General features: G+C 66.5%; 16 protein-coding genes. 7 read left to right on the top strand and 9 right to left on the bottom strand.

Features of this window, described 5'->3' with window-relative positions; all coding sequences use genetic code 11:
- The first annotated feature begins 63 nt into the window (after window positions 1-63).
- The 4 genes from NAM01S_RS10750 (at window position 64) to NAM01S_RS10735 (ending at window position 3593) form a co-directional block, all read left to right on the top strand.
- Window positions 64-870: an SGNH/GDSL hydrolase family protein gene (locus tag NAM01S_RS10750; protein ID WP_067783239.1), complete on the top strand. Its 807-nt coding sequence runs from the start codon at window positions 64-66 to the stop codon at window positions 868-870.
- Between the two features lie 88 nt (window positions 871-958).
- Window positions 959-1486: a hypothetical protein gene (locus tag NAM01S_RS10745; protein ID WP_253798791.1), complete on the top strand. Its 528-nt coding sequence runs from the start codon at window positions 959-961 to the stop codon at window positions 1484-1486.
- Between the two features lie 351 nt (window positions 1487-1837).
- Window positions 1838-2398, top strand: coding sequence for a copper chaperone PCu(A)C (locus tag NAM01S_RS10740; RefSeq protein WP_067783235.1), 561 nt, complete (start codon window positions 1838-1840; stop codon window positions 2396-2398).
- Complete coding sequence (locus NAM01S_RS10735) at window positions 2391-3593, top strand: Dyp-type peroxidase (RefSeq protein WP_084482807.1); 1203 nt, start codon at window positions 2391-2393, stop codon at window positions 3591-3593. Before NAM01S_RS10740 ends, NAM01S_RS10735 begins: the two co-directional genes overlap by 8 nt.
- 43 nt (window positions 3594-3636) lie before the next feature.
- On the opposite strand, the gene NAM01S_RS10730 is transcribed toward NAM01S_RS10735, so the two are convergent.
- Window positions 3637-3987 carry a hypothetical protein gene (locus NAM01S_RS10730; protein ID WP_067783232.1) on the bottom strand — a complete coding sequence of 117 codons (351 nt, stop codon included), beginning with the start codon at window positions 3985-3987 and terminating at the stop codon, window positions 3637-3639.
- Window positions 3988-4356: 369 nt separating this feature from the next.
- On the opposite strand from NAM01S_RS10730, the gene NAM01S_RS10725 reads away from it, so the two are divergent.
- On the top strand, window positions 4357-5007 hold the full coding sequence (locus NAM01S_RS10725) for a TetR/AcrR family transcriptional regulator (protein WP_218018377.1): 651 nt from the start codon (window positions 4357-4359) through the stop codon (window positions 5005-5007).
- Between the two features lie 136 nt (window positions 5008-5143).
- Here the strand turns inward: NAM01S_RS10725 and NAM01S_RS10720 are convergent, their stop codons facing one another.
- The 6 genes from NAM01S_RS10720 to NAM01S_RS10695 all read right to left on the bottom strand — a co-directional run bounded on the left by NAM01S_RS10720 (window position 5144) and on the right by NAM01S_RS10695 (window position 16696).
- Window positions 5144-5839: a DUF8020 domain-containing protein gene (locus tag NAM01S_RS10720; protein WP_067783230.1), complete on the bottom strand. Its 696-nt coding sequence runs from the start codon at window positions 5837-5839 to the stop codon at window positions 5144-5146.
- 114 nt (window positions 5840-5953) lie between these two features.
- Window positions 5954-7342, bottom strand: a complete 1389-nt coding sequence (locus NAM01S_RS10715; RefSeq protein WP_067783227.1) for an MFS transporter — start codon at window positions 7340-7342, stop codon at window positions 5954-5956.
- Window positions 7343-8038: 696 nt separating this feature from the next.
- Window positions 8039-11326, bottom strand: coding sequence for a protein kinase domain-containing protein (locus NAM01S_RS10710; protein ID WP_067783903.1), 3288 nt, complete (start codon window positions 11324-11326; stop codon window positions 8039-8041).
- Window positions 11327-11491: 165 nt separating this feature from the next.
- Entirely contained in the window at window positions 11492-12490 is a 999-nt protein-coding gene (locus tag NAM01S_RS10705) for an ABC transporter permease (RefSeq protein ID WP_067783224.1), read from the bottom strand.
- 46 nt (window positions 12491-12536) lie between these two features.
- Window positions 12537-15071 carry an oligopeptide/dipeptide ABC transporter ATP-binding protein gene (locus NAM01S_RS35930; RefSeq protein ID WP_253798795.1) on the bottom strand — a complete coding sequence of 845 codons (2535 nt, stop codon included), beginning with the start codon at window positions 15069-15071 and terminating at the stop codon, window positions 12537-12539.
- A gap of 173 nt (window positions 15072-15244) precedes the next feature.
- Window positions 15245-16696 (bottom strand): ABC transporter substrate-binding protein, encoded by a 1452-nt coding sequence (locus tag NAM01S_RS10695; protein ID WP_067783219.1) that lies wholly within the window; start codon window positions 16694-16696, stop codon window positions 15245-15247.
- A 635-nt stretch (window positions 16697-17331) separates the two neighbouring features.
- Between NAM01S_RS10695 and NAM01S_RS10690 the strand changes: the two genes are divergently transcribed.
- On the top strand, window positions 17332-18408 hold the full coding sequence (locus tag NAM01S_RS10690; RefSeq protein ID WP_084482876.1) for a 2OG-Fe(II) oxygenase family protein: 1077 nt from the start codon (window positions 17332-17334) through the stop codon (window positions 18406-18408).
- Window positions 18409-18428: 20 nt separating this feature from the next.
- Window positions 18429-18962, top strand: coding sequence for a DUF6879 family protein (locus NAM01S_RS10685; RefSeq protein ID WP_067783213.1), 534 nt, complete (start codon window positions 18429-18431; stop codon window positions 18960-18962).
- A gap of 31 nt (window positions 18963-18993) precedes the next feature.
- Here NAM01S_RS10685 and NAM01S_RS10680 read toward each other — a convergent pair whose 3' ends face one another.
- Both NAM01S_RS10680 and NAM01S_RS10675 read right to left on the bottom strand, forming a co-directional pair.
- A complete protein-coding gene (locus tag NAM01S_RS10680; RefSeq protein ID WP_084482801.1) occupies window positions 18994-20181 on the bottom strand; it encodes a glycosyltransferase family 4 protein in 1188 nt (395 codons plus the stop codon).
- The gene (locus tag NAM01S_RS10675; RefSeq protein WP_067783207.1) at window positions 20174-21058 is read right to left on the bottom strand and encodes a phytanoyl-CoA dioxygenase family protein; all 885 of its coding nucleotides are present in this window, start codon (window positions 21056-21058) and stop codon (window positions 20174-20176) included. Before NAM01S_RS10675 ends, NAM01S_RS10680 begins: the two co-directional genes overlap by 8 nt.
- Window positions 21059-21094: the final 36 nt, after the last annotated feature.

The following is a 21094-nucleotide window of genomic DNA, read 5'->3' as shown; positions in this document are numbered from 1 at the left end:
GGATGTTGCTGCGCCGGAGGTGCCCGGTGCGCGCGCGTCGCCGCCAACCCGCAGGAGCCGAACGTGGACACCGGATCCGTCCCCTCCTACCTCCGCTACGTCGCCATCGGCGACAGCCAGACCGAGGGCATCGGCGACCCCGACGGCAACGGCGGACACCGCGGCTGGGCAGACCGATTCGCAGCACTTCTCGGCGCGGGCACACCGGCCCTGCGCTACGCCAATCTCGCGATACGCGGCCGTCGCGCCGCCCAGATCCGCGCCGAACAGCTCGCCCCCGCCGTGGCGTTGCGGCCCGATCTGGTCACCGTGATGGCGGGCATGAACGACATCATCCGTCCGCGCCTCGACCGCGCCGCCCTGCTCGCCGACCTGCACGCCATGTTCGAAGCGCTCACCGCCACCGGCGCCCGGGTGATCACCTTCACCTATCCCGACATCGGCGGCATCGCGCCCTTCGTGCGACCGCTGTCGCCGCGGGTGCGCGAGCTCAACGCCGAAATGCGCCGCCTCGCAAGTTGTTACGGCCTCACCCTGGTCGATTTCGAACCCGTCGCCGCCACCACCCACCCGCTGGTGTGGTCGGCCGACCGCCTGCATCTGAGCCCGCTCGGCCACGACCTCGTCGCCCGCGCCGTCGCCGACGTCCTCACCCTTCCCGGCGCGGACGCGAGCTGGCGCGATCCGCTACCACCGGTGCGGCACAGCGTGGCCGAGATCGTAGCGACCGAGTTCAGCTGGACGGCGCGGCACATGCTCCCGTGGGTCGCCCGCCGGGTGCGCGGCCGGTCGTCCGGAACCGGCGTTCAGCCGAAACGACCCGAGTTACTGCCGGTGCTCGTCCGCCGCCCGGACGGCGCCAACGCCTGAGAAGAGCGCCACAACTCCCTGCGGGGCGCGTGAATCCGCCTACGAGGGCCGTCTGGCCGGGAACTACGACCGGCGGTAGTATGGCCCGGTGCGAAAACCGGCGGAGGGAGCGGCGCGACTGCGCGGTGCTTTCGTCGGATCGGCGTCGGGGGCGGTCGGTATCGCCGCGCACGCGCTCGGCGGTGGTGTCGTCTCGCCGGAACGGCCTTCGCTCGCCCTGCTGATCGGGGCATGCGCGGCCGTTGGCGTGCTCGTCGGCTCGCTACGGCGGCGCACCGGGTTCGTCGAACTCATGGGGTTGCTGGCGATCGGCCAAGCCGTCGGGCATACCGCGCTCACCATGTCTCCGGGCCACCACCATGGATCTCATGCGACCTCGGTGATGCTGGCGGCCCATCTCGCGGCGATTCCGGTTGGGGCGTTGCTGATTCGCAGCGCCGAGGCGGCGCTGGCGAAGGCAGCGTCCAGTGTGCGGGATGTCGTGCGCGTGCTGGGGCCCGTGCCCGCACCCGCGTCGGCGCCGATCATCCGGATCGCACCACGCGCTGCCGCAGGCCCTCGAAGGCTGCTGCTCAGTTCCGGCATCGGGACGCGGGGACCACCGGCTTTCCGGTAGCGACCCATACCGCCACCGAGAGTCACCGGTTTGCCGCACCCGCCGTGGTGCCCGCCCCCGGGCGATTCGCCGTCGCGCCTGCCGAATATCCGACATCGCGTCACCGCGGACTTTCTGAGAGACGACGGTGAATCTCGTACGCGCGACACGCTATTCGTGCAATCGCGGTCGTTCGGCCTGCGAGCAGTGCGCTGCGCCTCGGCGCACATGTTGTTCGCACTTCGTCTGCAATCCTCTGCGCGGCAAGGCGAAGCCTCAGCGGGACACAGACGGCACCGTTCCGCGTGTGAACGCGCCCACGGATCGTGGCGGTCCCCCATACATATCCCGAAATCCGAACGGAGCTTCTCCATGTTCCCCGTCACCCGACCTTCTCGCGTCATACGCGGAGCCGTCGCACTCGCCGCCACGCCTCTGCTGCTTGTCGCCTGCTCGTCCAACGACAGCACGCCCGCCTCGGCGCGCGCCGCCGACGCGATCACCATCCAGGACCAGTGGATCAAGGCCGCCGACAGCGGCATGTCCGCCGCGTTCGGCGAGCTGACCAACACCGGCGACAAGGCGCTCACCGTCGTCTCCGCGACCAGTCCCGCCTCCGAACGCGTCGAGCTGCACGAGGTGGTTGCCGACGCGACCGGCACCAAAACGATGCGCCCGAAGAAGGGCGGTTTCGTCGTTCCCGCCGGCGGCTCCCTCGCGCTCGCACCGGGCGCCGACCACATCATGTTCATGGGATTGAACGGTCCGCTGCGCACCGGCTCCGAAACCCCGGTCACGCTGTCCTTCGACGACGGTTCGACCATGACCTTCACCGCCCAGGTGCGTGACTTCCCCGGCAACCAGGAGAACTACGTGCCCGACGGCGACCATCACGCGGGCGCGCCCGCCCCGACCCCCGCACCCGGTGCCTGAGCCGATCAGAACCCGGGGCTTCACCCGCAGGCGCCTCCTCGGTGGAGGCGCCGCCGCGGCGGGCGCCGTCGGGCTCGGGGCGGGGGCGCTCGCACTGACCGATTACGACACCGGCGCGCACACCGCACCGGTGATCGAACCGTTCTACGGCCCGCACCAGGCCGGAATCGCGACCGTGCCGCAAACGCACGCCGCGTTCGTCGGATTCGATCTGCGCCCCGGGCTGGACCGCGACGACATCGCGGGCATCATGAAGATCTGGACCGGCGACGCCGCCCGCCTCACCCGGGGCGCCGCGGCGCTGGCCGACACCGAACCCGAGCTGGCGGCCCGCCCGGCGCGGCTCACGGTGACGGCCGGATTGGGGCCCGCGGTGTTCACCGCCGCGGGTCTCGAGCACCGCAAGCCGGCCTGGCTGCGACCGCTGCCGCCGTTCGTGATCGACCGGCTGGAACCGGCTTGGAGCGACGGGGATCTGCTGCTGCAGATCTGTGCCGACGAGGCCACCACCGTCGCGCACGCGGTGCGGGTGTTGTGCCGCAGCGTGACCTCGCTGCTCACCGTGCGCTGGGTGCAACGCGGGTTCCGCGACGCGGCGCCCGGCCAGACACCGCGCAACCTGATGGGCCAGGTCGACGGCACGGTCAACATCCCCGCCGGGACACCCGACTTCGACCGGCTGGTCTGGGACGACGGCGCCGCCCAGCCGTGGCTCGCAGGCGGCACTTCACTGGTGCTGCGCCGGATCGCCATGACGCTGGACACCTGGGACGAAATCGACCCGGAGGGAAGGGAACTCACCGTCGGGCGCAGAATCGGCAACGGCGCGCCACTCACCGGAAGCCACGAGTTCGACGAACCGGATTTCGCGGCCGTCGACGCGCACGGCATTCCGGTGATCCCGCCGTCGGCGCACATCGCGCGCGCCCGCCACACCCACGACGGCGAACGGTTCCTGCGCCGCGGCTACAACTACGACGACGCCCCCGCGCCGGGCCAGACCTCCAACTCGGGGCTGCTGTTCGCCGCGTACCAGCGCGACGTCGACGCCCAGTACCTGCCGGTGCAGCAGCGGCTGGCGGATTTCGACGCGCTGAACGTCTGGACGACGCCGATCGGATCGTCGGTGTTCGTGATCCCGCCCGGCGTGCCGGAACCCGGCGGCTATCTCGGGCAGACCCTGTTCGAGTCGTGAGACGGTCCGGGGCCACCGCGGCCCCGGACCTTCGCCTGCCCGCTCAGCTCCAGAGCACGGCCACGAAGACGTTCACGATGCCCAGGCCACCGGCCGCGTGCGTCATCCACGGCACATCCTTGCCCCGCTTGGCATCGGCGCGCGCCACCTCGGCGAACCCGGCGACCAACACGGAGATGACCAGCTTGACGCCGATCTTCACCATGTCGAGGTCTTTGTCCAGCGAACCGATCGACTCGGCCATCCCGACCAGCACGATCCCGGTGACGATCTGCGCCCGCGCACCCCACACCATCACTTCGTTCACCTTGGGCTGTCCGGCCGCGTACCCGCCGATCACCGCGGCCATACCGAGCAGGTGCGTGACGACCACAACGTTGTAGACCAGTTCCATAGCGCCACACGCTAGTTCATCCCGCCCCGGTCTACTACACGGTGTCGTGAATTCGTCCGCCGTATCGCCGGACATACCGCCCCCACATCCAGCCACCGGCGGTGCTCCGGTGCCCGCCAGTTCGGAGCGCCTGCGCGGAAGGACATGTCCGAAACCTTATTGCCTCTCAGGCGGTTTGCTCGTGGTATCCGCCCTGTCCTCGAACAGAGTCGGAGCCCGGCGGGGCAGGTCGTTGCCGACACCTGCGATCTGCTCGGCATACGCCGCGGTGGAAGACTGTGGGCCGTGAGACCGAATCGGACGTAGGCCTTGTCGTTGCCACCGGGCCCGTCGGCGTTGCGGCGGGGCGTGATTTGCGACGATGGTGGTGTGTCGCAATCGGTGAACACCAGGGGTGGTAAGCAAGCGCCGGCGTTGACGCCGCGGGGTGAACGAACTCGGGCCAGATTGGTCGAGGTCGCCGAGCTCGTCTTCGCACGACTCGGGTATGTGGAGACCCGGGTCGCCGACATCGTCGCGGAGGCCGGGGTCGCGCACGGGACCTTCTACGTCTATTTCGAGTCGAAGGAAGCGATATTCCACGCGGTGGTGCTGAATCTCATCACCGATATGCGCGCCAAGGTGCGCTCGCGGCTCGGCACTCAGCCCCGGACCGCCGCCGAGGCGATCGAATCGGCGGTGCGCGCCTACGTCCTCGCCTTCCGTGATCACCAACGCCTGATGCTCATGTGGGGCGAGGTCGCCGGCCTCAACCCCGACATCGAGGAGCTTCGTCAAGCCGAGATCGATCTGTTCATCGACCGGGCCGAAAAGATGATCATCCGGCTGCAGGACAACCGCCTGGCCGCTCTCGACATCGACGCCAACTATGCGGCGACGGCGCTGTGCGGCATGGTGCGTGAATTCTGTTATCAGTGGGCCAAGGCCGATGTCGATATCGACGCCGACGCGGCCGCGGCGACCCTGTCCACCCTGTGGGTGCGTGGCATCGGTGTCGTCCACCGTGCGCCGCCGGTGTGATCGCGGCAAGTAGTTCTACCGCGTCGATTCGACCAATGATTCCCGACCGATGACAGAAAGAGCGAGCCGGTTGGCCGATGAGTGGTCCACGGTCGCCGACCGTGGACCACTCGGAAACGCCGCGCGGGCCGGATCGCTACTTCACCGGGAACGGTTCGTTGATCGTGGTGAAGTACTGGATCACCGCTGCTGTCGCGACCGGGGCGCCGACGAAGAGGGCGCCGGTGAGGGCGCCGACGGGCGCCAGCGCACCCGCGCCGATGAGGCAGCCTACGACCGGACCCGCGCCGAACATCATCGCGAGCGGGCTGGTCGCCGCGGCCAGCGTGACCCCGCCGACGAGGCAGCCGATCACTCCGGCGCCGACCGCGCCGACCAGACCACCCACCACACCGGCGACCGTGATCGTTGCCGCCATTCGGGAGAACGCGGCGACCTCGCGATCGTACGGCGTCTTCCACGGGGCCTGGTCCTGGAACGGCAGCGCCACCGGTTTCGCCTCGGCGCGAGCGGGATCGAGGGACGGCGTCAGGCGGGCGGTCTGCTTGTCGATCTGCACGTCGATGGGAAAGGCGACGTTGTTGACGTTGAATTCGAGTGGCACGCCGGCGAGTACCGTGCCGTCGTCGGCGCGAATCTGGAACCTGCCCTTGTCGACGATCAACTGGCCGGCGTCGACGGTGATCACCGCGGTGTTCCCGTCCTGGTAGGCGGTGTAGTTGACGCCGGGTGCGACGTCCACGCTCAGGGGCTCGGCGTGGACAGTGCCTGCGCACACTGTCAGAGCGGCGACACCGATCGCGGCGGACGCGACGGACTTGCGAACTTTCATGAATCTCTACTCTCGGATCGTTATCTCGATGGGTTGGCGGTCGCTATTCGATGACGCGGGCGCCGGATTCGGCGACAGCTGTCGGCTTGTCGCTGCCCTCGCACCCGAACTGGTTCAGGCGTAGAGCTGTTCGCCGGGGACGGCGTCAGGATCCGCGCGGACCTCGGCGGGATTGGTTTCCCGCAGTAGCCAGGCGCTGAAGACGGTGACCAAGCCCATCAGCGCCAAATACGCGGAGACGAGCGTGGTTCCACCCGTATTGGCGATCAGCGCCGTCATGATGAACGGCGTGCCGCCGCTGACGGTGATCGCGGCCAGTTGATAGGCCAGGGACGCGCCCGAGTAGCGCAGTCGAGGTTCGAACAACTCGCCGAGGAAAGCCGCCAGCGGACCATAGGTCAACGATTGCAAGATCGTGCCGACGGCGATGGCGATGAAGAACATCGGCAGTTTCCCGGTGTCGACCAGCAAGAAATACGGGAAGGCCCAGGCCGCGAGACCGATTCCGCCGACGAGGATGAGCGGTCTGCGCCCCACTCGGTCGGACCGATGGCCCGACCAGAGAATCACCGCGCAGCCGAACAGGGAGGCGACCAGCGAGACGGTCAAGATGTCGTTTCGCTTCATGCCGAGCTCGTGTGTGCCGTAGCTGAGCACGCCGGCGATGCTGATGTAGAAGGCGGTATTGGTGGCGGCGAGCAGGCCGCAGCCGAGCAAGATCTTGCGCCAGTGCAGCCGGACCGCCTCCGACAGCGGGGCTTGGGCGACCCGGGCGGGGCGCTTCTCGGCCACTTCCTGTTGAAGTTCGAGGAACTCGGGGGAGTCCTCGACTTTGGTCTGGATGTAGAGCACAACCGGGAAAAGCAGTGCGCTGCACCAGAACGGCACCCGCCAGCCCCAGCTCAGGAACGCCTCAGCGGAGAGGGCTGAGGTCGCGACCAGGAAAACCAGATTGCCGAGGACTACGCCGAGTGGAACACCCATCTGTCCGAAAGTCCCAGCGAATCCTCGTCTTTTCGGGCTCGCGGATTCGGTGAGCAGCAACACGATGCCGCCCCACTGTCCACCGCAGGCGATGCCCTGCACGAATCGCAAGGCGACCAACAGAATCGGCGCCGCGATCCCGATCGCGCTCGTGCTCGGCAGACAGCCGATGAGAAAGGTCGCCAAGCCCATGCCGAGCAGGCAGGTGACGACGGCCGGCTTGCGTCCGTACTTGTCGCCGAAGTGCCCGGCGAGCACGCCGCCGAGCGGACGGGCCACGAAACCCGCCCAGAACGTGCTGAACGACAGCAGCGTGCCCATCAGCGCGGAGCTGTCCGGGAAGAACACGTGCGGAAACACCAGCGCAGCCGCAGTCCCGTAGAGGAAGAAGTCGTACCACTCGATGGAGCTGCCGATCAGACCGGCGGCGAGGAGTTTGCGATGCGCTCGCCCGCGTTCCGCGGCTGGCGCGAGGGGGGTTTGGCCGGGGCCGGCTGGTTCCAGTGGTGGTGCGGTCATGCGCGTACTCCTGGTCGAGATGTGTCCCACTGATCGAGATCGAGTGGAATAGAACTTGACACCAAGTTCAGTTTGGTGGGAACAGTGTGGAGTAGCTGCGAAGTAATGTCAATCACACTTTTAGCGAGCGACGCATCGGTCGGTTTCGAGCGCCGAGCGCCTGTCTACACCGGAGCCTGGCACATACATCCAGTTCAGAGGCATGAATGTCCTCACATACGATGGCGCGCTGCGGCATCGAACACGTCCACTCGGGTCAAGCCCTCGGGTCATCCCGGCGGCCGATTCCGCCTGAACGCCCTGCGAATCAGCAGGAGATTCGCCCGCAAAATTGGACTCGATGTCAGTTGCATCCGAGTGTGGCAGGATCGGGAACGCTCACCCGGCCGCAGTTGTCGGCACCAGCTACGCGACATCGGGTGCTCGGGCCGTTGGCCGCGGCCTGAACCGCGCCCGGAGCTACTCGCATCCGGCGCGGCACGAGCGCGATCGCCATCCGTCCCAGGTTCGCGACGACAAGTACATGGTTCACTCCGAAACACGCTCTCCGCCGATAACTCCCACCGATCCCGCAGACCCAAGGGCATCGCCACGACCGCACGGAGCCATCCGCCGTACCAGGCCAAGTGCGCTGGGCATGCCATCGAGACCGCGTTCCGAACGCGGAACCGCGCTCGAACTCCGGGTAGCCCCGGCTCAGGAAACCCCCTGATGGGCCCGGTCCGCGAACCAGGCCGCGATCTGGGCGCGGGAGGTGAAACCGAGCTTGGTCAGGATGTGTTCGACATGGCCTTCTGCGGTGCGCCTGGAGATCACCAAGGTGGTGGCGATCTGTTTATTGGTGAGTCCTCGGGCGACCAGTTCCGCGACCTGCCGTTCGCGTTTGGTCAACTCCCCGGCATCGCCCGTCGTGGGCGTCCCCTCGCGTTGCTGCTCGCCGAGTGCGTAGGCGACCGCGACATTCATCGTCATGGCCCGCCCACGCCGGAAGGCCACGTCGAATCTTCGCTCGCCGAGCGCGCGACGCACCACGCTGTCGCACTCGTCGTGCGACAGGGACAGTTGTGGGAAGAGGATCGAAGACCCTGAGCTCGACCGTGACAGACTTTCCGCGGCACCCATCAGAACCGCCGCCCGCTCAGCGTTCTCCTCGGCGATGATCCAGGCCATTCCCTCGAGATCGAGGACCGCGACGACCGGGCTGCGGACAGACCGGTTCACCCGCAGCGATTGATGCAGTAGGTCCTGCGCGCGAGACCTTTCGCCCTGCTGCCATGCGCAGATTCCCAATCCCCACAGCGTGGTCGACCGGAACAACGATTCGCCGCTCGACTCGGTGATGGACAGGACCTGCTCGAGGTTCTCGATCGCTTTCCGGGTATCTCCGCGAGCCGCGTGCGCCCAGCCGAGCGTCATCAACGTCGCGACATGGAGATGTCCGCTGGGGTCCGAACCGAACACCTCGACCGCACCTTCGAAACAGGAGACCGCGCGAGCGGGCTCGCCTCGATACAGCGATAGGACGCCATCGGCGGAGGCGACGAGAGCCCGATGCAGTGGAGCAGGGTCGCGTTCGGCGAGCGCGCGAGCCTGCTCCAGCAATGCCTCCGCCGTCTGAAAGTCCTGTTGCTCCGCGGCCATCACGGTGCCGACATTCACCACCCGGATCCGGTCGGGGAGCGAGCGCGCGCCGGGGTGGGCGAGGACGCGCTCGATCCACCGTCGACCTTCTCCGTACAGACCTCGAAAGCTCCAGAACAGCCACAAAGCGGTGACCGTGCGCAGACCGGCCTCGCCCGACTCGGGGCTGTCGTCGGACAGGCAGAATTCGAGTGCTTCGCGCAGGTTCAGTTGCTCGCGTTCGAGCCGAGCCAGCCAGTCGGGTTGCCGTTCGCTGATCCACCCGGCTTCGGCGTCCAGCGCCAGCCGCTGGTACCAGTCGCGGTGCCGCCGACGCAGATCCCGGTCTTCGCCGACCTCGCGCAGCTGCTCACGCCCGTAGTCGCGCACCGTCTCCAACAGTCGGAACCGCACGGCACCGTCGAGCTCCTGGCGGAGCACAATCGACTTGTCGACCAGCGAAGACAGTGCGTCCAGGACACTCTCCTCGCCCAACTCCGCGCCGCAGACCGGCTCGACCGCGTCGATGTCGAAGCCGCCGGCGAACACGGACAACCGAGCCCACAGTCGTTGCTCGACCGGCGTGCACAACTGGTAACTCCAGTCGATGCACCACCGCAGCGTCTGCTGCCGCTGCGGCGCACTGCGGCTGCCACGGGTCAGCAGCGCGTAGCGGTCGGTCAGCCGCGCCATGATCTGCTCGGGCGACATCGTGCGTATCCGCGCCGCGGCGAGCTCGATCGCCAGCGGCAACCCATCCAGCCGGGCGCAGATCCCGGCCACCGCGGCCATGTTCTTCTCGGTGATCTCGAAACCGGGCACCACCGCCGCGGCACGCTCGGCGAACAACGTCACCGCGTCGTATCGAGGCAGTCCCCGCAGCGTCGGCGCACCGTCGTGGCTCGGAACGGTCAGCGGCGGCACCCGCAGCACCGCTTCCCCTGCGATGTCCAGCGGCTCCCGCGTGGTTACCAGGACTCGCAGGCTCGCGCACGTCTGCAACAGGCTTTCGACCAAATCCGCCAAGGCGTCCACGACCTGCTCGCCGTTGTCCAGAACCAGGAGCGCTTCCCGCGAACACAGGAATTCGACAAGAACTTCCCGCATCGGCCGCGCCGCGTCGTCCCGCAAGCCGAGACCGCCCGCCACCACATCGATCAGCAACACCGGATCGGTCACGTCGGCGAGCTCGATCAGAAAGACACCGTCGGCGAACTCGCGTCGTACGGTCGACGCTGCTCGCAACGCCAGCCGTGTCTTACCGACGCCACCGATCCCCGCCAGCGTCACCAGCCGCGACACCGACAATAGGCTCTCGAGCTCGGCCATCTCGGTGCGGCGGTCGATGAAGCTGGTCAGCTCGAGCGGCAGCTCGCCGGTGCTGCCGCGGCCCCGAACCCGTTGCGGTGGGGCCGATTCCAGCTTCGGCGACGTCTCGGCGCGTGGCTCGTGCGCGGCGATCGGTTGCCCACGCAGGGCCATCTCGCCGACCCGGTATCCGTGGTCGCGCTGCACCTGCCGCAGCGCCTCGCCCAACCCCTGCGCCGACGGTCGCGCCTGCGGATCCCGGCTCATCGCCAACTCCACCACCGCCGCCACATCCTCCGGAATGCCACCCTCCCGCAGGTCCGGTACCGGTTGGCTGGTGATCCGCAAGAACTGCGCCACCACCTGCTCACCACTGCGCCGCTCGAACGCCGCGTGCCCCGTCAACGCCGAGAACAGCGTCGCGCCGAGCCCATACACATCCGCGGCAGGTGTCGCGGCCTCCCCCGCCAGAACCTCGGGCGCGGTGAACGCGGGCGATGCGGTCACCACTCCCGTGGCGGTGTGGAACCCCCCGGCAATGCGGGCGATGCCGAAGTCGGTCAACGCCGGCTCCCCGTACTCGGTCAGCAGAATATTGCCCGGCTTCACATCCCGATGCAGGATCCCCAACCGATGCGCGCTCTCCAGCGCACCCGCGATCTTGACACCCAGCGCCAACGCCTGCTCGATCGACAACGGTCCTTCCCGACGAATCCACGCGTCCAGCGAATCCAACGGGTGATACGGCATCACCAGATACGGCCGCCCACTCGCGGTCTCCCCCACCTGCAACACCGTCACGATGTTCGGATGCCCGGTCAACCGGCCCATCGCCTTCTGCTCACGGAAGAACCGCGCCCGATTCTCGGCGTCCAGCTCCCCGGTCAGCACCTTCACCGCCACCGTGCGATCCAGCTCCGCCTGCGTGCACCGAAACACGACACCGAAACCGCCGTGCCCGATCTCCTCGGCATCCTCGAAACCGGACGCGCTCAATTCCACCGCGACGGGCATATTCACATCGCGACTGGTCCGCAGCGGATCCTCGTCGACCATCAGTCGTCCGCGAACCACCGGGCACGGTCACCGGGCACCATGCGCTCACCTTCCGACACCGCCAGCGTATCGCCGGCCAGCGGCGAGGCGCAGACACCGCGGAATCGAGCACGTTCGCGTCGGCGGTGATGGCGACCCGACCCGCGGCGTCATGGTGAGCGCCCGTCAATCATCAGGGGTCCTGGGGTCGGCGAGTGCTTGGCCGAGGTCGACGAGGAAGTTCGTCAGGACGTAGATCGCGCCGAGTGTCAGGGTGATCCCGGCGATGGTGGTGTAGTCGCCGGCTTTGATGGCTTGCGCGGTGTAGAGGCCGATGCCGGGCCAGGCGAAGATCAGTTCCAGCAGAATATCGGCGCCGAACATGGCGGCAACCTGCATACCCGCGATCGACAGAGTCGAGTTCACCGAATTCCGCAGCGCGTGTTTGACGACGACCCGTAGCTCGGTCATGCCTTTGACGCGGGCAGTGCGAACGAAATCCGAGCGAAGCGTGTGCTGCAGGCTGCTACGGAGCGCACGGCCGATGGCGACCGCGGGCACCATGGACAAGCACACGACGGGAAGAATCAAGTGCTCGACGGCATCAATGAATACGCTTGGTCGCCCCGCGAGCAGCGAGTCGACGAGCAAGAACCCGGTCGGTCCGTTGGGCGCGTCACCGTAGGAGCTGCGTCCGCGAGCGGGCAGAACCCCGAGTTCTTTGTAGAACAACAGGATTCCGAGCAATGCCGCGAGGAATATCGGCATCGATGATCCGCCGATCAGCACGAATCGCAGGGCGCCCGAGCCCGGCCACCGCAGTGCTGTCGCCGCTCCGAGCAGCAAGCCGAGCAGTACGGCCAGCACGAATCCACAGATGACCAGTTCCGCTGTAGCGGGCAGGAAGTCGGCGATATCGGAGCTGACCGGGCGGCGAGTCACCGCGGACTGTCCGAAGTCGCCGGTGGCCGCCTTCTCGACGTAGTCGACATACTGCACCGGCAGCGGCCGATCGAGGCCGAGGTCGTGCCGTGCTCGCTCGACGACCTCGGCGGACGCCCTGTCGCCGACGAACGCTCGAGCCGGATCGACTGGAGAGACTTGCCGCAGCACGAACACCACCGCAACGAGCGCGAGCAGCACGAGGACGGCCGCACCGCAGCGCCGGGCTATGACTTTGAGCATCGAAGTCTCCCTCGCGGTGGAAGAAGGGGGCAATGGCGGAGTGCGGTCAGCGATCGGTGAGGCGGTCGCGGAGTACGTCACCAGCGAGGTTCGCGATCGTGGCGAGCACGAAGAGCCCGATCGCGGGCATGATCGGCACCCACCAGGAATCGAGGAGGTAGGGCAAGCCCCTCGAACACATCGCACCCAACTCGGGAGCCGGCGCGGGAGCGCCGAGCCCGACGAAGGAAAGGCCGGACAGCATCAGGATCAAGGCGCCGACATCGAGACTGGCCGCGATAATGGTCGGCGGCCACGCGCCGGGCAGCAGGTGCAGCCAGCCGAGCCTCAATCGGCCGGCACCCGACAGTCGCGCGGCGTCGATGTGCGGCAGCGATCGGAGCCTGGTCACCTCGCCCCGCACGACTCGTGCGTACAGCGGCCACCAGACGAGTGCCACCGCCGACAACGTATGCACATACGACGGCCCGATCGCGGCTACGACGGCGATCGCGAGCAAGGCTGCAGGCAGGGCGATGAAGATATCGGTGACGCGCATGAGGATCCGGTCGACGAATCCGCCGAGGGCGCCTGCGACGAGCCCAACGGCGCCGCCCAGGACGACTCCGGACGCGATCACGCCGAGAGCGCCCCACCAGCTGGAGCGCATGCCGATCAGGACGCGGCTCAGGATGTCGCGCCCGACCTCGTCGGTACCGAGCCAATGCGCCGCGTTCGGTGGGGATGTCGGAGGCCCGACCGGTAGATCGGGGTCGTAGGGGGCAATCCACGGCGCGCCGAGCATGACGACGATCAGCGTCGCCAGCACACACAGGGTGATCACATCACCCGGTTTCGCGCGTCGGCGTGGCGTTACTGACGCGGCCGCCGATTCGCTGCCCGCGCCACTGGTCGTGGCGGTCGCCGTCGACGGAACGTTCGTCGCGCCCGTCGGCTTGCTGTGCTGCTGTACCGGTGCGCTCCTGGGATTCGGCACCGCAGCCAGCAACGCCTTGCTGTAGGGGTGCGACGGTGCGAATGCCACCTCCTCGGCGGCACCGATCTCCACGATCTCGCCGCGATACATCACCGCGACGCGGTCGGCGATGAAACGCGCCGCGGCCAGATCGTGGGTGACGAAGACGACCGTCAGCCCGAACTCGCGCCGCAGTGTCTGAATCAAGTTCAACGTCGACGCCGCCAGCGGCGCGTCCAACGCCGAGGTCGGCTCGTCGCACAGCAACACCGCGGGAACAACGATCGTCGCCCGCGCGAACGCGACGCGTTGGCGTTGCCCTGTCGACAAGCTGTCGGCACGTAGGTCGGCGACGGCTGCCGGAAGCCCGACGCGTTCGAGCGCTGCGATGACCTGAGCGCGGCGACTGGCCTGGTCGAGCGTCCGCGGCAGCCGTTCGCCGACCTGTCGGCCGACGGTCAGCCACGGTGTCAGCGACGCGCTGACGTCTTGGAAGATCATCTGCGTCGATGATCCGGACACCTCGACGACACCGCTGTCGGGTTTCTCCAGTCCCGCCATCATCCGCAGCAGTGTCGATTTGCCCGACCCGGACTCCCCCACCACCGCGACGGCCTCGCCCGCTTCCACCCGCAGGTCGAGGTTGCGCAGCACCGGCAACATCTCGCGCCCGCCCAGACGGTTGCGAATTCGGAAGCCCTTGCCGACTTCGACGCAACGCACGGCAGGTCGGGAACGGGCCGGGATGACCAGCGGCGGGAAAGCGGGAGTCGGCCCGCGCGCGTGGGTCCGGTCGACCTCCGCCGGGAGGATGCACGCCGCGCGACCGGAGTGTGTGGCAGCCGGTGTCAGGGGGATCAGCGACCGATCGCATTCGTCGGTGCGAAGCGAGCAACGCGGAGCGAACGGACAACCCGGCGGGGGGTCACGGGGATCCGGTGGCATACCGGTCAGCACCGGTATGCGATGGCCCAACGGCAGACCGAGATCGAGTCGCGAACCCAAGAGGCCGACCGTGTAGGGGTGAGAGGGGGCGGCGAGGACGTCGGTCGTGGCGCCGATCTCGACGAGACGCCCCCCGTACATGACCGCGACACGGTCGGCGACCTCCGCGGCGACGCCGATGTCGTGAGTGATCAGCAGCACCGAGCAACCGAGCTCCGCCCGCAGGTCGGAAAGCAACGCCAGAATCTGCGCCTGCACCGTGACGTCCAGCGCCGACGTCGGTTCGTCGGCAATGATCAGGTCCGGCTCCGCCGCGATCGCGATCGCGATCATGACCCGTTGCCGCAATCCCGCGGAAAGCTCGTGCGGGTACGCTCGCAGCCTGCTGCCGGCCTGCGGGACGCCGACCAGGTCGAGCAGCCGGACTGCCGCCGCGGTCGAGCCGGCGACTTCCCGCACCTGGTCGCCGATTCGCATCGTCGGATTCAACGACGTCATCGGATTTTGAAACACCGCACCCAGGTGGGCGCGACGGATCTTGCGTCGCTCGGCACGCGGGGCGGTAACCATGTCGACACCACACACCTCGGCCCGTCCGGTTACGACGGCAGGCGGATCGCCGACCGGGAGTCCGAGCAGGCTCAACCCCAAGACACTTTTGCCGGAGCCGGACTCCCCCACGAGCGCGAGGATCTCTCCGGCGGCGATCTCGATGCTGACGCCCCGGACCGCATGTAACGCGACGCTTCGGCGGCGAAACACCACATGGAGGTCGCTCACACGTGCGCGGGGCGTGCGTGTGGCGGCCGACTCGCCGCCTTCGTCCGCGCGAGCCGCGCCGTTCAGGGAGCGCTTCACCTCGCTTTCACCTTCCGGAGCAGGTTGATGGGCACCATCCCCAAGCCGAGCAGAGTATGCACGATCTGGCCGATGCCGGAGTTGGTCACAATGACATCTCTGATGTCGTAGAGGTTGACAACCCACGCCTGATCCATCACGATCTCAGCGCCCTTGACCCACTGCACTTGTGCGTCCGCTTTGCCGCGGGAGCGCTGCCCGGCGTCCATGACGGCGTCGAGAGCGGTGTTCGAATAGTTGAACCAGTTGATCGGCGATACGCCCGTGCGGAAGAAGATCCGCAGTGTGGTGTCGGCATTGAGCGCGTCACCGCCGGACCCGTGGACCAGCATGTGCGGTTGCTGTCCGACAGGCGTCGAATGCAGTGCGAACACCTGCGAGGTGGGCATGGCCCGCACCGTGGCAGTGAATCCCAGCGCTGCCAACTGTGTCTGTAGTAGCTCGGTGACGCGGGCATCGGTCGCTCCGCCCGCCTCGTCGTAGGCGAGGTCGATCTGTTTGTCACTGTCCCGCAGTTTCGCGATCAGCGCCTTCAGAGGGGCGACATCATGGTCGGGCGCGTCCGGGGCAGCGCCCTCGGGCAACACTCCGGCCGGGTAGAACTGGGTGGATCGCGAGGCCGTCGAGCCGTACGCCGGCTCGATGAGCGCGGGAACGTCCACCGCCGAGCGCATCGCCTGGCGGAACTCGCGATCGGAGAACACGCCTTTCTTCCAGTTCAGGAAGATCGACGACTTGAACGCCGTCGGATGTTCCACCACGGTCAACGCCGAGTTCGTCTTCATCGCCTCGATCGCGGCGATCGGCAGCCCCTTGGTGACGATGTCCAGCTGCCCCTGCTCGAGCAAAAGGCGTTGTGTCGTGATGTCGGGGATGATCTCTACGCGCAGCGAGGTGAATTCCGGTTTCGTTCCCCAGTACCCGTCGTAAGCGGTCAGCGTGTAGTGACTGCTCGGCACGAACTCCGTGATCTGGTAGGGCCCTGTCCCCGCATCGTGCGTACTCAACCAGCCCTGCGCGAGATCTCCGTTCACGCCGTGGGTCCGCACCGCGGTCGGGCTGACCGCCTTGAGTCCCCACGGGCAGGCGAGGTAGTCCAGGAACGGCTCCACAGGATGCGGGAGCTCGACAACGAGCGTGGAGTCGTCGGGCGCGGACATCGATGCCACGTCGGCGACCAGGTAGGCCGGCGCTTGGTTGACGGCGGCACGCCGGTGAAAACTCTCGATGATCGTCGCGGCCGTCATGGGCGTGCCGTCGTGGAAGGTGACACCCGGACGTAGCTTGAACGTGTAGACGAGGCCGTCGTCGGTCATCGTCCACGACTCGGCAAGGGCGGGCCCGATTTCGGGCGAATCGGGTTTGTAGGCGACCAGACCTTCGTAGACACTCAGGGTGACCTGGAGACCCTCGCCCTCGTAGAAGATGTCCGGGTCGGGCACTTGCATGTCGGCCAGAAATCCGAACCGGATTGTGTCGCCAACCGGTCGGGCTCCACGGGATCCGCCCGCACATGCCGACAGCAGCGCCGAGGCGCCGAGTGCTCCCGTCGTGGCGACGAGCGCAGTGCCCTTCAGAAATGTCCGACGGTCCGCAGTCATGCTCATATCGCCACGCGCCTTTGCACAGTCGTCGTTGACCCGCGAAGCCAGTGCCGCACCTGACGACCCTCGAGCCTTCGCGGGCGCGGTGCCGAGACTCCCGACACCGCGAGCAATACCTGATTTCGTTCCGAGGTTCCGCCACCGACCGCCGCGGCCACCCACCGACACATGATTCGAATCCCAAGTGTCGCATAGGAATCCGTCCCCGCGTATCGAAATCGCCAGTGGCGCAACCGAACTTCCGGGCCCGAGGTCCATGGGCCTTGACACTCGAGCGGCTTCCTCGGATCGCCGAAAGGCGCACTGTGCACGCGTGGAGAGAATCCCCGATCGCCGACACGAACGCCGCCTTGATCAGCGACCATTGACAGCGCAGCTGTGGTGATGCGATGTTGATTACAACGCAGATCCGCGTCATCAATATCAGGCACCGCTCCGATATTTTCGCTTGGATATCATCGTCCGACAGGGGTCACGACGTGAGCAACAAAGAAGCCGGCGATACGGTATCCAACTTCGGAGGGGTATACGAGGATCTCGGCTATTCCGAGTACACGCTCATCGAGAGCCCCGACGACAATTTCGACGACGATTTCCGGCCACAGGTCTGCGACATGGCGGATCTACAGGGCAGCTCGGCGGCACGAGATCGCTTCGTCAACCTTCTGGGTACCGCCATGGAGGACGTCGGGATCGCGATACTGATCAACCACGGTATCGGCGCCGAAGAGCTTCAGGCCATCGATACACAGGCACTGAACATTTTCACGACGACACCCGATCAGCAGAAAATGAGGTTCGTCTCACCGGACTGCGCCTATGGTGAGCCCTATTATCTGGGGTACGTGCCGCTCCAGGAAAGCATGCCTTCGCTGCCCCATGCGGTAGAAGCGTGGGAATTCGATAGATCTGCCTTCCGAATTCCAGGGGAAGATGCGGACAATGCGCTCGACTACTGGCCGGACGCGAAATTCGAAGCCGAATTCAGAAGGTTCTGGCAGGCGTGCGAGGAACTGACCCCGCGGCTCGGCAGAGCACTGCTCCGATATCTCGATGTCGATCCTTCGCTCTATGACGAGAAGATCTTCCCCACGAACGATGTGCTGAGGATCAATCACTACCCGCCCATCAACACTGCCGCCGGGAGCCTTGCCTCGCCGGCTCGCGTTCTCGCTCACGAGGACTACGGACTCATCAGCCTGATGCTGGGTAGCCCTATCGAAGGGCTGCAGGTGTACAGCCCGCGCAGCAAGGCTTGGAGCAGGGTCCACACTCCAGCCGATTCTCTTGCCGTGATCAGTGGTGAATGGCTGAGGTTCATCAGTGGCGATCGCTTCCGTGCCTGCACCCACCGCGTCAGCGTGCCACGCGACCCTGCCCAGCGGGCCGCGCCGCGGGTCACTGTGCTTTATACGCTTCATCCGTTCGAAGCGTCGGTCGTCGAAGTGCTGCCGGGCCTCCAGGCGAATTATCAGCCGATCAGTGGCCGAGGTTTCATGACACGGGTGGCTGACAGACTATCCGAAAGATGCAGAATGTCGACAGATCAGTTTTGAGATTTCGGAAGGTCGCCACTATGTTCTTTCTTCCCCGGTCCGACATCGCTTCTCTGTTCGGCCAGGCTCGGTATCGCGCCTTTCAATTCGAGAGAGAAGACGAACATATCGTGAGCGACGAGCACGAACCGATGCGTCGCTATCAGGCGGGGCTGGTGCCGCTGGACCCGGACGACTACCCGACCCTATGGAAGGAATGGGAGGACCTGAGTGACGCGACCACCGCTAGAGGAGTCGCCATGCAGCGTGTCCGGGTAGTCACCGAACCCTTGACCGAATACATCCGTTTTCTCCACGCGGTAACCGGGCGCAACCAGGCACACGGTGAGGATATTCGCTGGCTCCCTCGTCATTGGTTGAAGCCCGAGGACTACACCGAGGACGAGTGGTGCCTGATCGACGATGACACGCTTGCCTGGACATTGTTCGACGACGAGGATTTCGTGGGCTACGGCCTGACGCACGATCCGGTCGATGTCGCGCGCGCGATTACCGTGCGCGACGCGCTGTGGGCAAAAGCTGTCCCACACACCGAGTACGTTCCGGGAGCTTGATAGGCCGCTTACTCGATCCGCGAGGCTGCGTCTAAAAGCCGAGATCACCACCTGATCGTCGATGCCACGCCAACCCCCGAGCCAGTTCCAGCACGCCCCTGGCTCGATGCCCGAACGATCGCGGCGGCAGCGACCGGTACACCCGCAGATAGGCCTCGACCATCCGGTCCGGGTGCCCGTCTCCGGCGACCGAGGCCAGCGCGCCCGCGACGATCCTTTCCCGGATCCGCGTATCGCCGAGCTCGCGCAAACAACGGGGAATATCGGAGAATGCCTCGCGCCGACGGTATTTCAGCCCGTTCACCCCGTCGGTGACCATGCCGAAGCCGGGACTGTCGGGCACGATCACCGGACAGCCCGAGGCCATCGCCTCGAGCATCACCATCGGATGCCCCTCGGACCGCGAGGTGGAGATGAGCGCGCCGCCACCGGCGGCCACATCCCGATAGCACTGCACCAGAGCGGCTTTCGAACGCAAGCCGGGCCGGTAGTCCACCCGCCCTGCCAACCAATCGTCGAGCCCCAGTGTCTCCGCATTGTCCTCGGTGTCGATGATCACGACCTCGAAATCCGTCAGCACATCGGCCGCCACCAGATACAACAGCCCGTGGATGCCTTTGGACGGCCAGTCGGTATCCACCGCGCGCCCGACCCACAGCAGCTGCGGACGCGGACCCGCCCGACCGGGCCCCGGCGTGCACACCGCCACGTCCGGAGCATTCGCGATCACCTGAGGCGAAGTCGCTGTGCGCGTGATCAGGGCCGCGGCCGCCTCTGCCGACACCGCTGTGTATTCGTCGAACCGCACCTCGGTCACATCGGTCGGGGTGCTGACGTGCGCGGTCACCACCGTCCCCGCGAACAGCGACGCCCACCGCAGCAGCGACCCCAGACCAGGCCAGGTCGGGCACGCCGATGTCGCGTGCACCACCGTGAATTCCCCCCGCGCGAGCCGTGCCGCCACCGGCGCGGGCGACCCGATCCACGCGCCGAGCGCACACAACGTCCCGACCCGGCCAGGGCTGCCCCGCGGCGCATACACGCCACACCGCACACCACGCTCCTCCAGCCCCCGGATCAGTACCTCCAGCACCGCTTCCACCCCACCGTCGATGACCGTCGCGACGAAGAGAACACGCTCCTCGCCTGCTCGCCGCACATCCGGCCACGCTCCCGACCTCAGTAGGCCTCCGGGCGCACCGGAGGGGGATTCAGTCATGTCCCCAGAGGACTGGGCAAATCTTGGGATCGTTGTAGTCGATGTCCCCGTTCGGCAGCCTGCCACACAACCGATCGTTGACATGTGACTGCAGTTTCCCATTTTCGTCGTAAACCCGTTGGTATCGGTTCGCGGCATCCTGCATGTGCACGATCAGCCCTACTCTCGCAAGGTCACTCAGATTCGAGCCGCTGCCGTGAATCGTCATGCAGCTGTGGAAACTCACCTGTCCTTTGCGTAACAGGAGCGGCACGCGACGAATCGGCATTCCGGTGCTCTCGAGGAGCCTCTCCGCCTTCGCCGGGTCGGGGCCACAAAAGAAGGTGTCGTTGTAGCGAACCGCGCGAATTTGCTCGGTATCCGGCCATCGATGACTCCCATCGATCATCACCACCGGCCCCATGTTCTCATCACAGTCCTGCAGAGCGATCCACGCACTCAGCATCTTGGTGGAGGTACACGTGTGCCAATGAACACGGTCGGCATGCCATTCGAGAGTGACTTCCGTGCGCGGGGGCTTGTAGATCAAGCTGCTCAACCAAAGCCTGATCTGGCTGGTCTGCGCCAGCCGCGCCGCGATCGCACCGATTATCGGCTGCAGCATGAAGCTGCCGAGACTGTCGTTGGTCAGCGCGACGTGGTCGTTGAATCGGATCCGATGGGCCGATCCCACGGTCCAGTCGTCCATTTCGTCGAGCACGATCGGCAACTTCCGGTCGCGCTCACCTCGGTGATGTGCCGCCAAGGCAGCTGACGCGGCGTCCACTTCTTCGTCGGTGAACAATCGTGGGGTGACGAACCACCCGTGCTGCTGGTAGAACTCGACATCGTCGTCGGACGGCAGCAACTCTTGTTCAGCAGTTGACAACTCGAACATGAGACCTCTTCTCGAAACGGTACATCCGTACGGATA

The sequence above is a fragment of the Nocardia amikacinitolerans NBRC 108937 genome (assembly GCF_001612615.1).
In the GTDB taxonomy this organism is placed as follows: domain Bacteria; phylum Actinomycetota; class Actinomycetes; order Mycobacteriales; family Mycobacteriaceae; genus Nocardia; species Nocardia amikacinitolerans.
The sequence above is the reverse complement of the archived record's forward strand: the minus strand, read 5'-3'. Positions and strand labels throughout refer to the sequence as shown.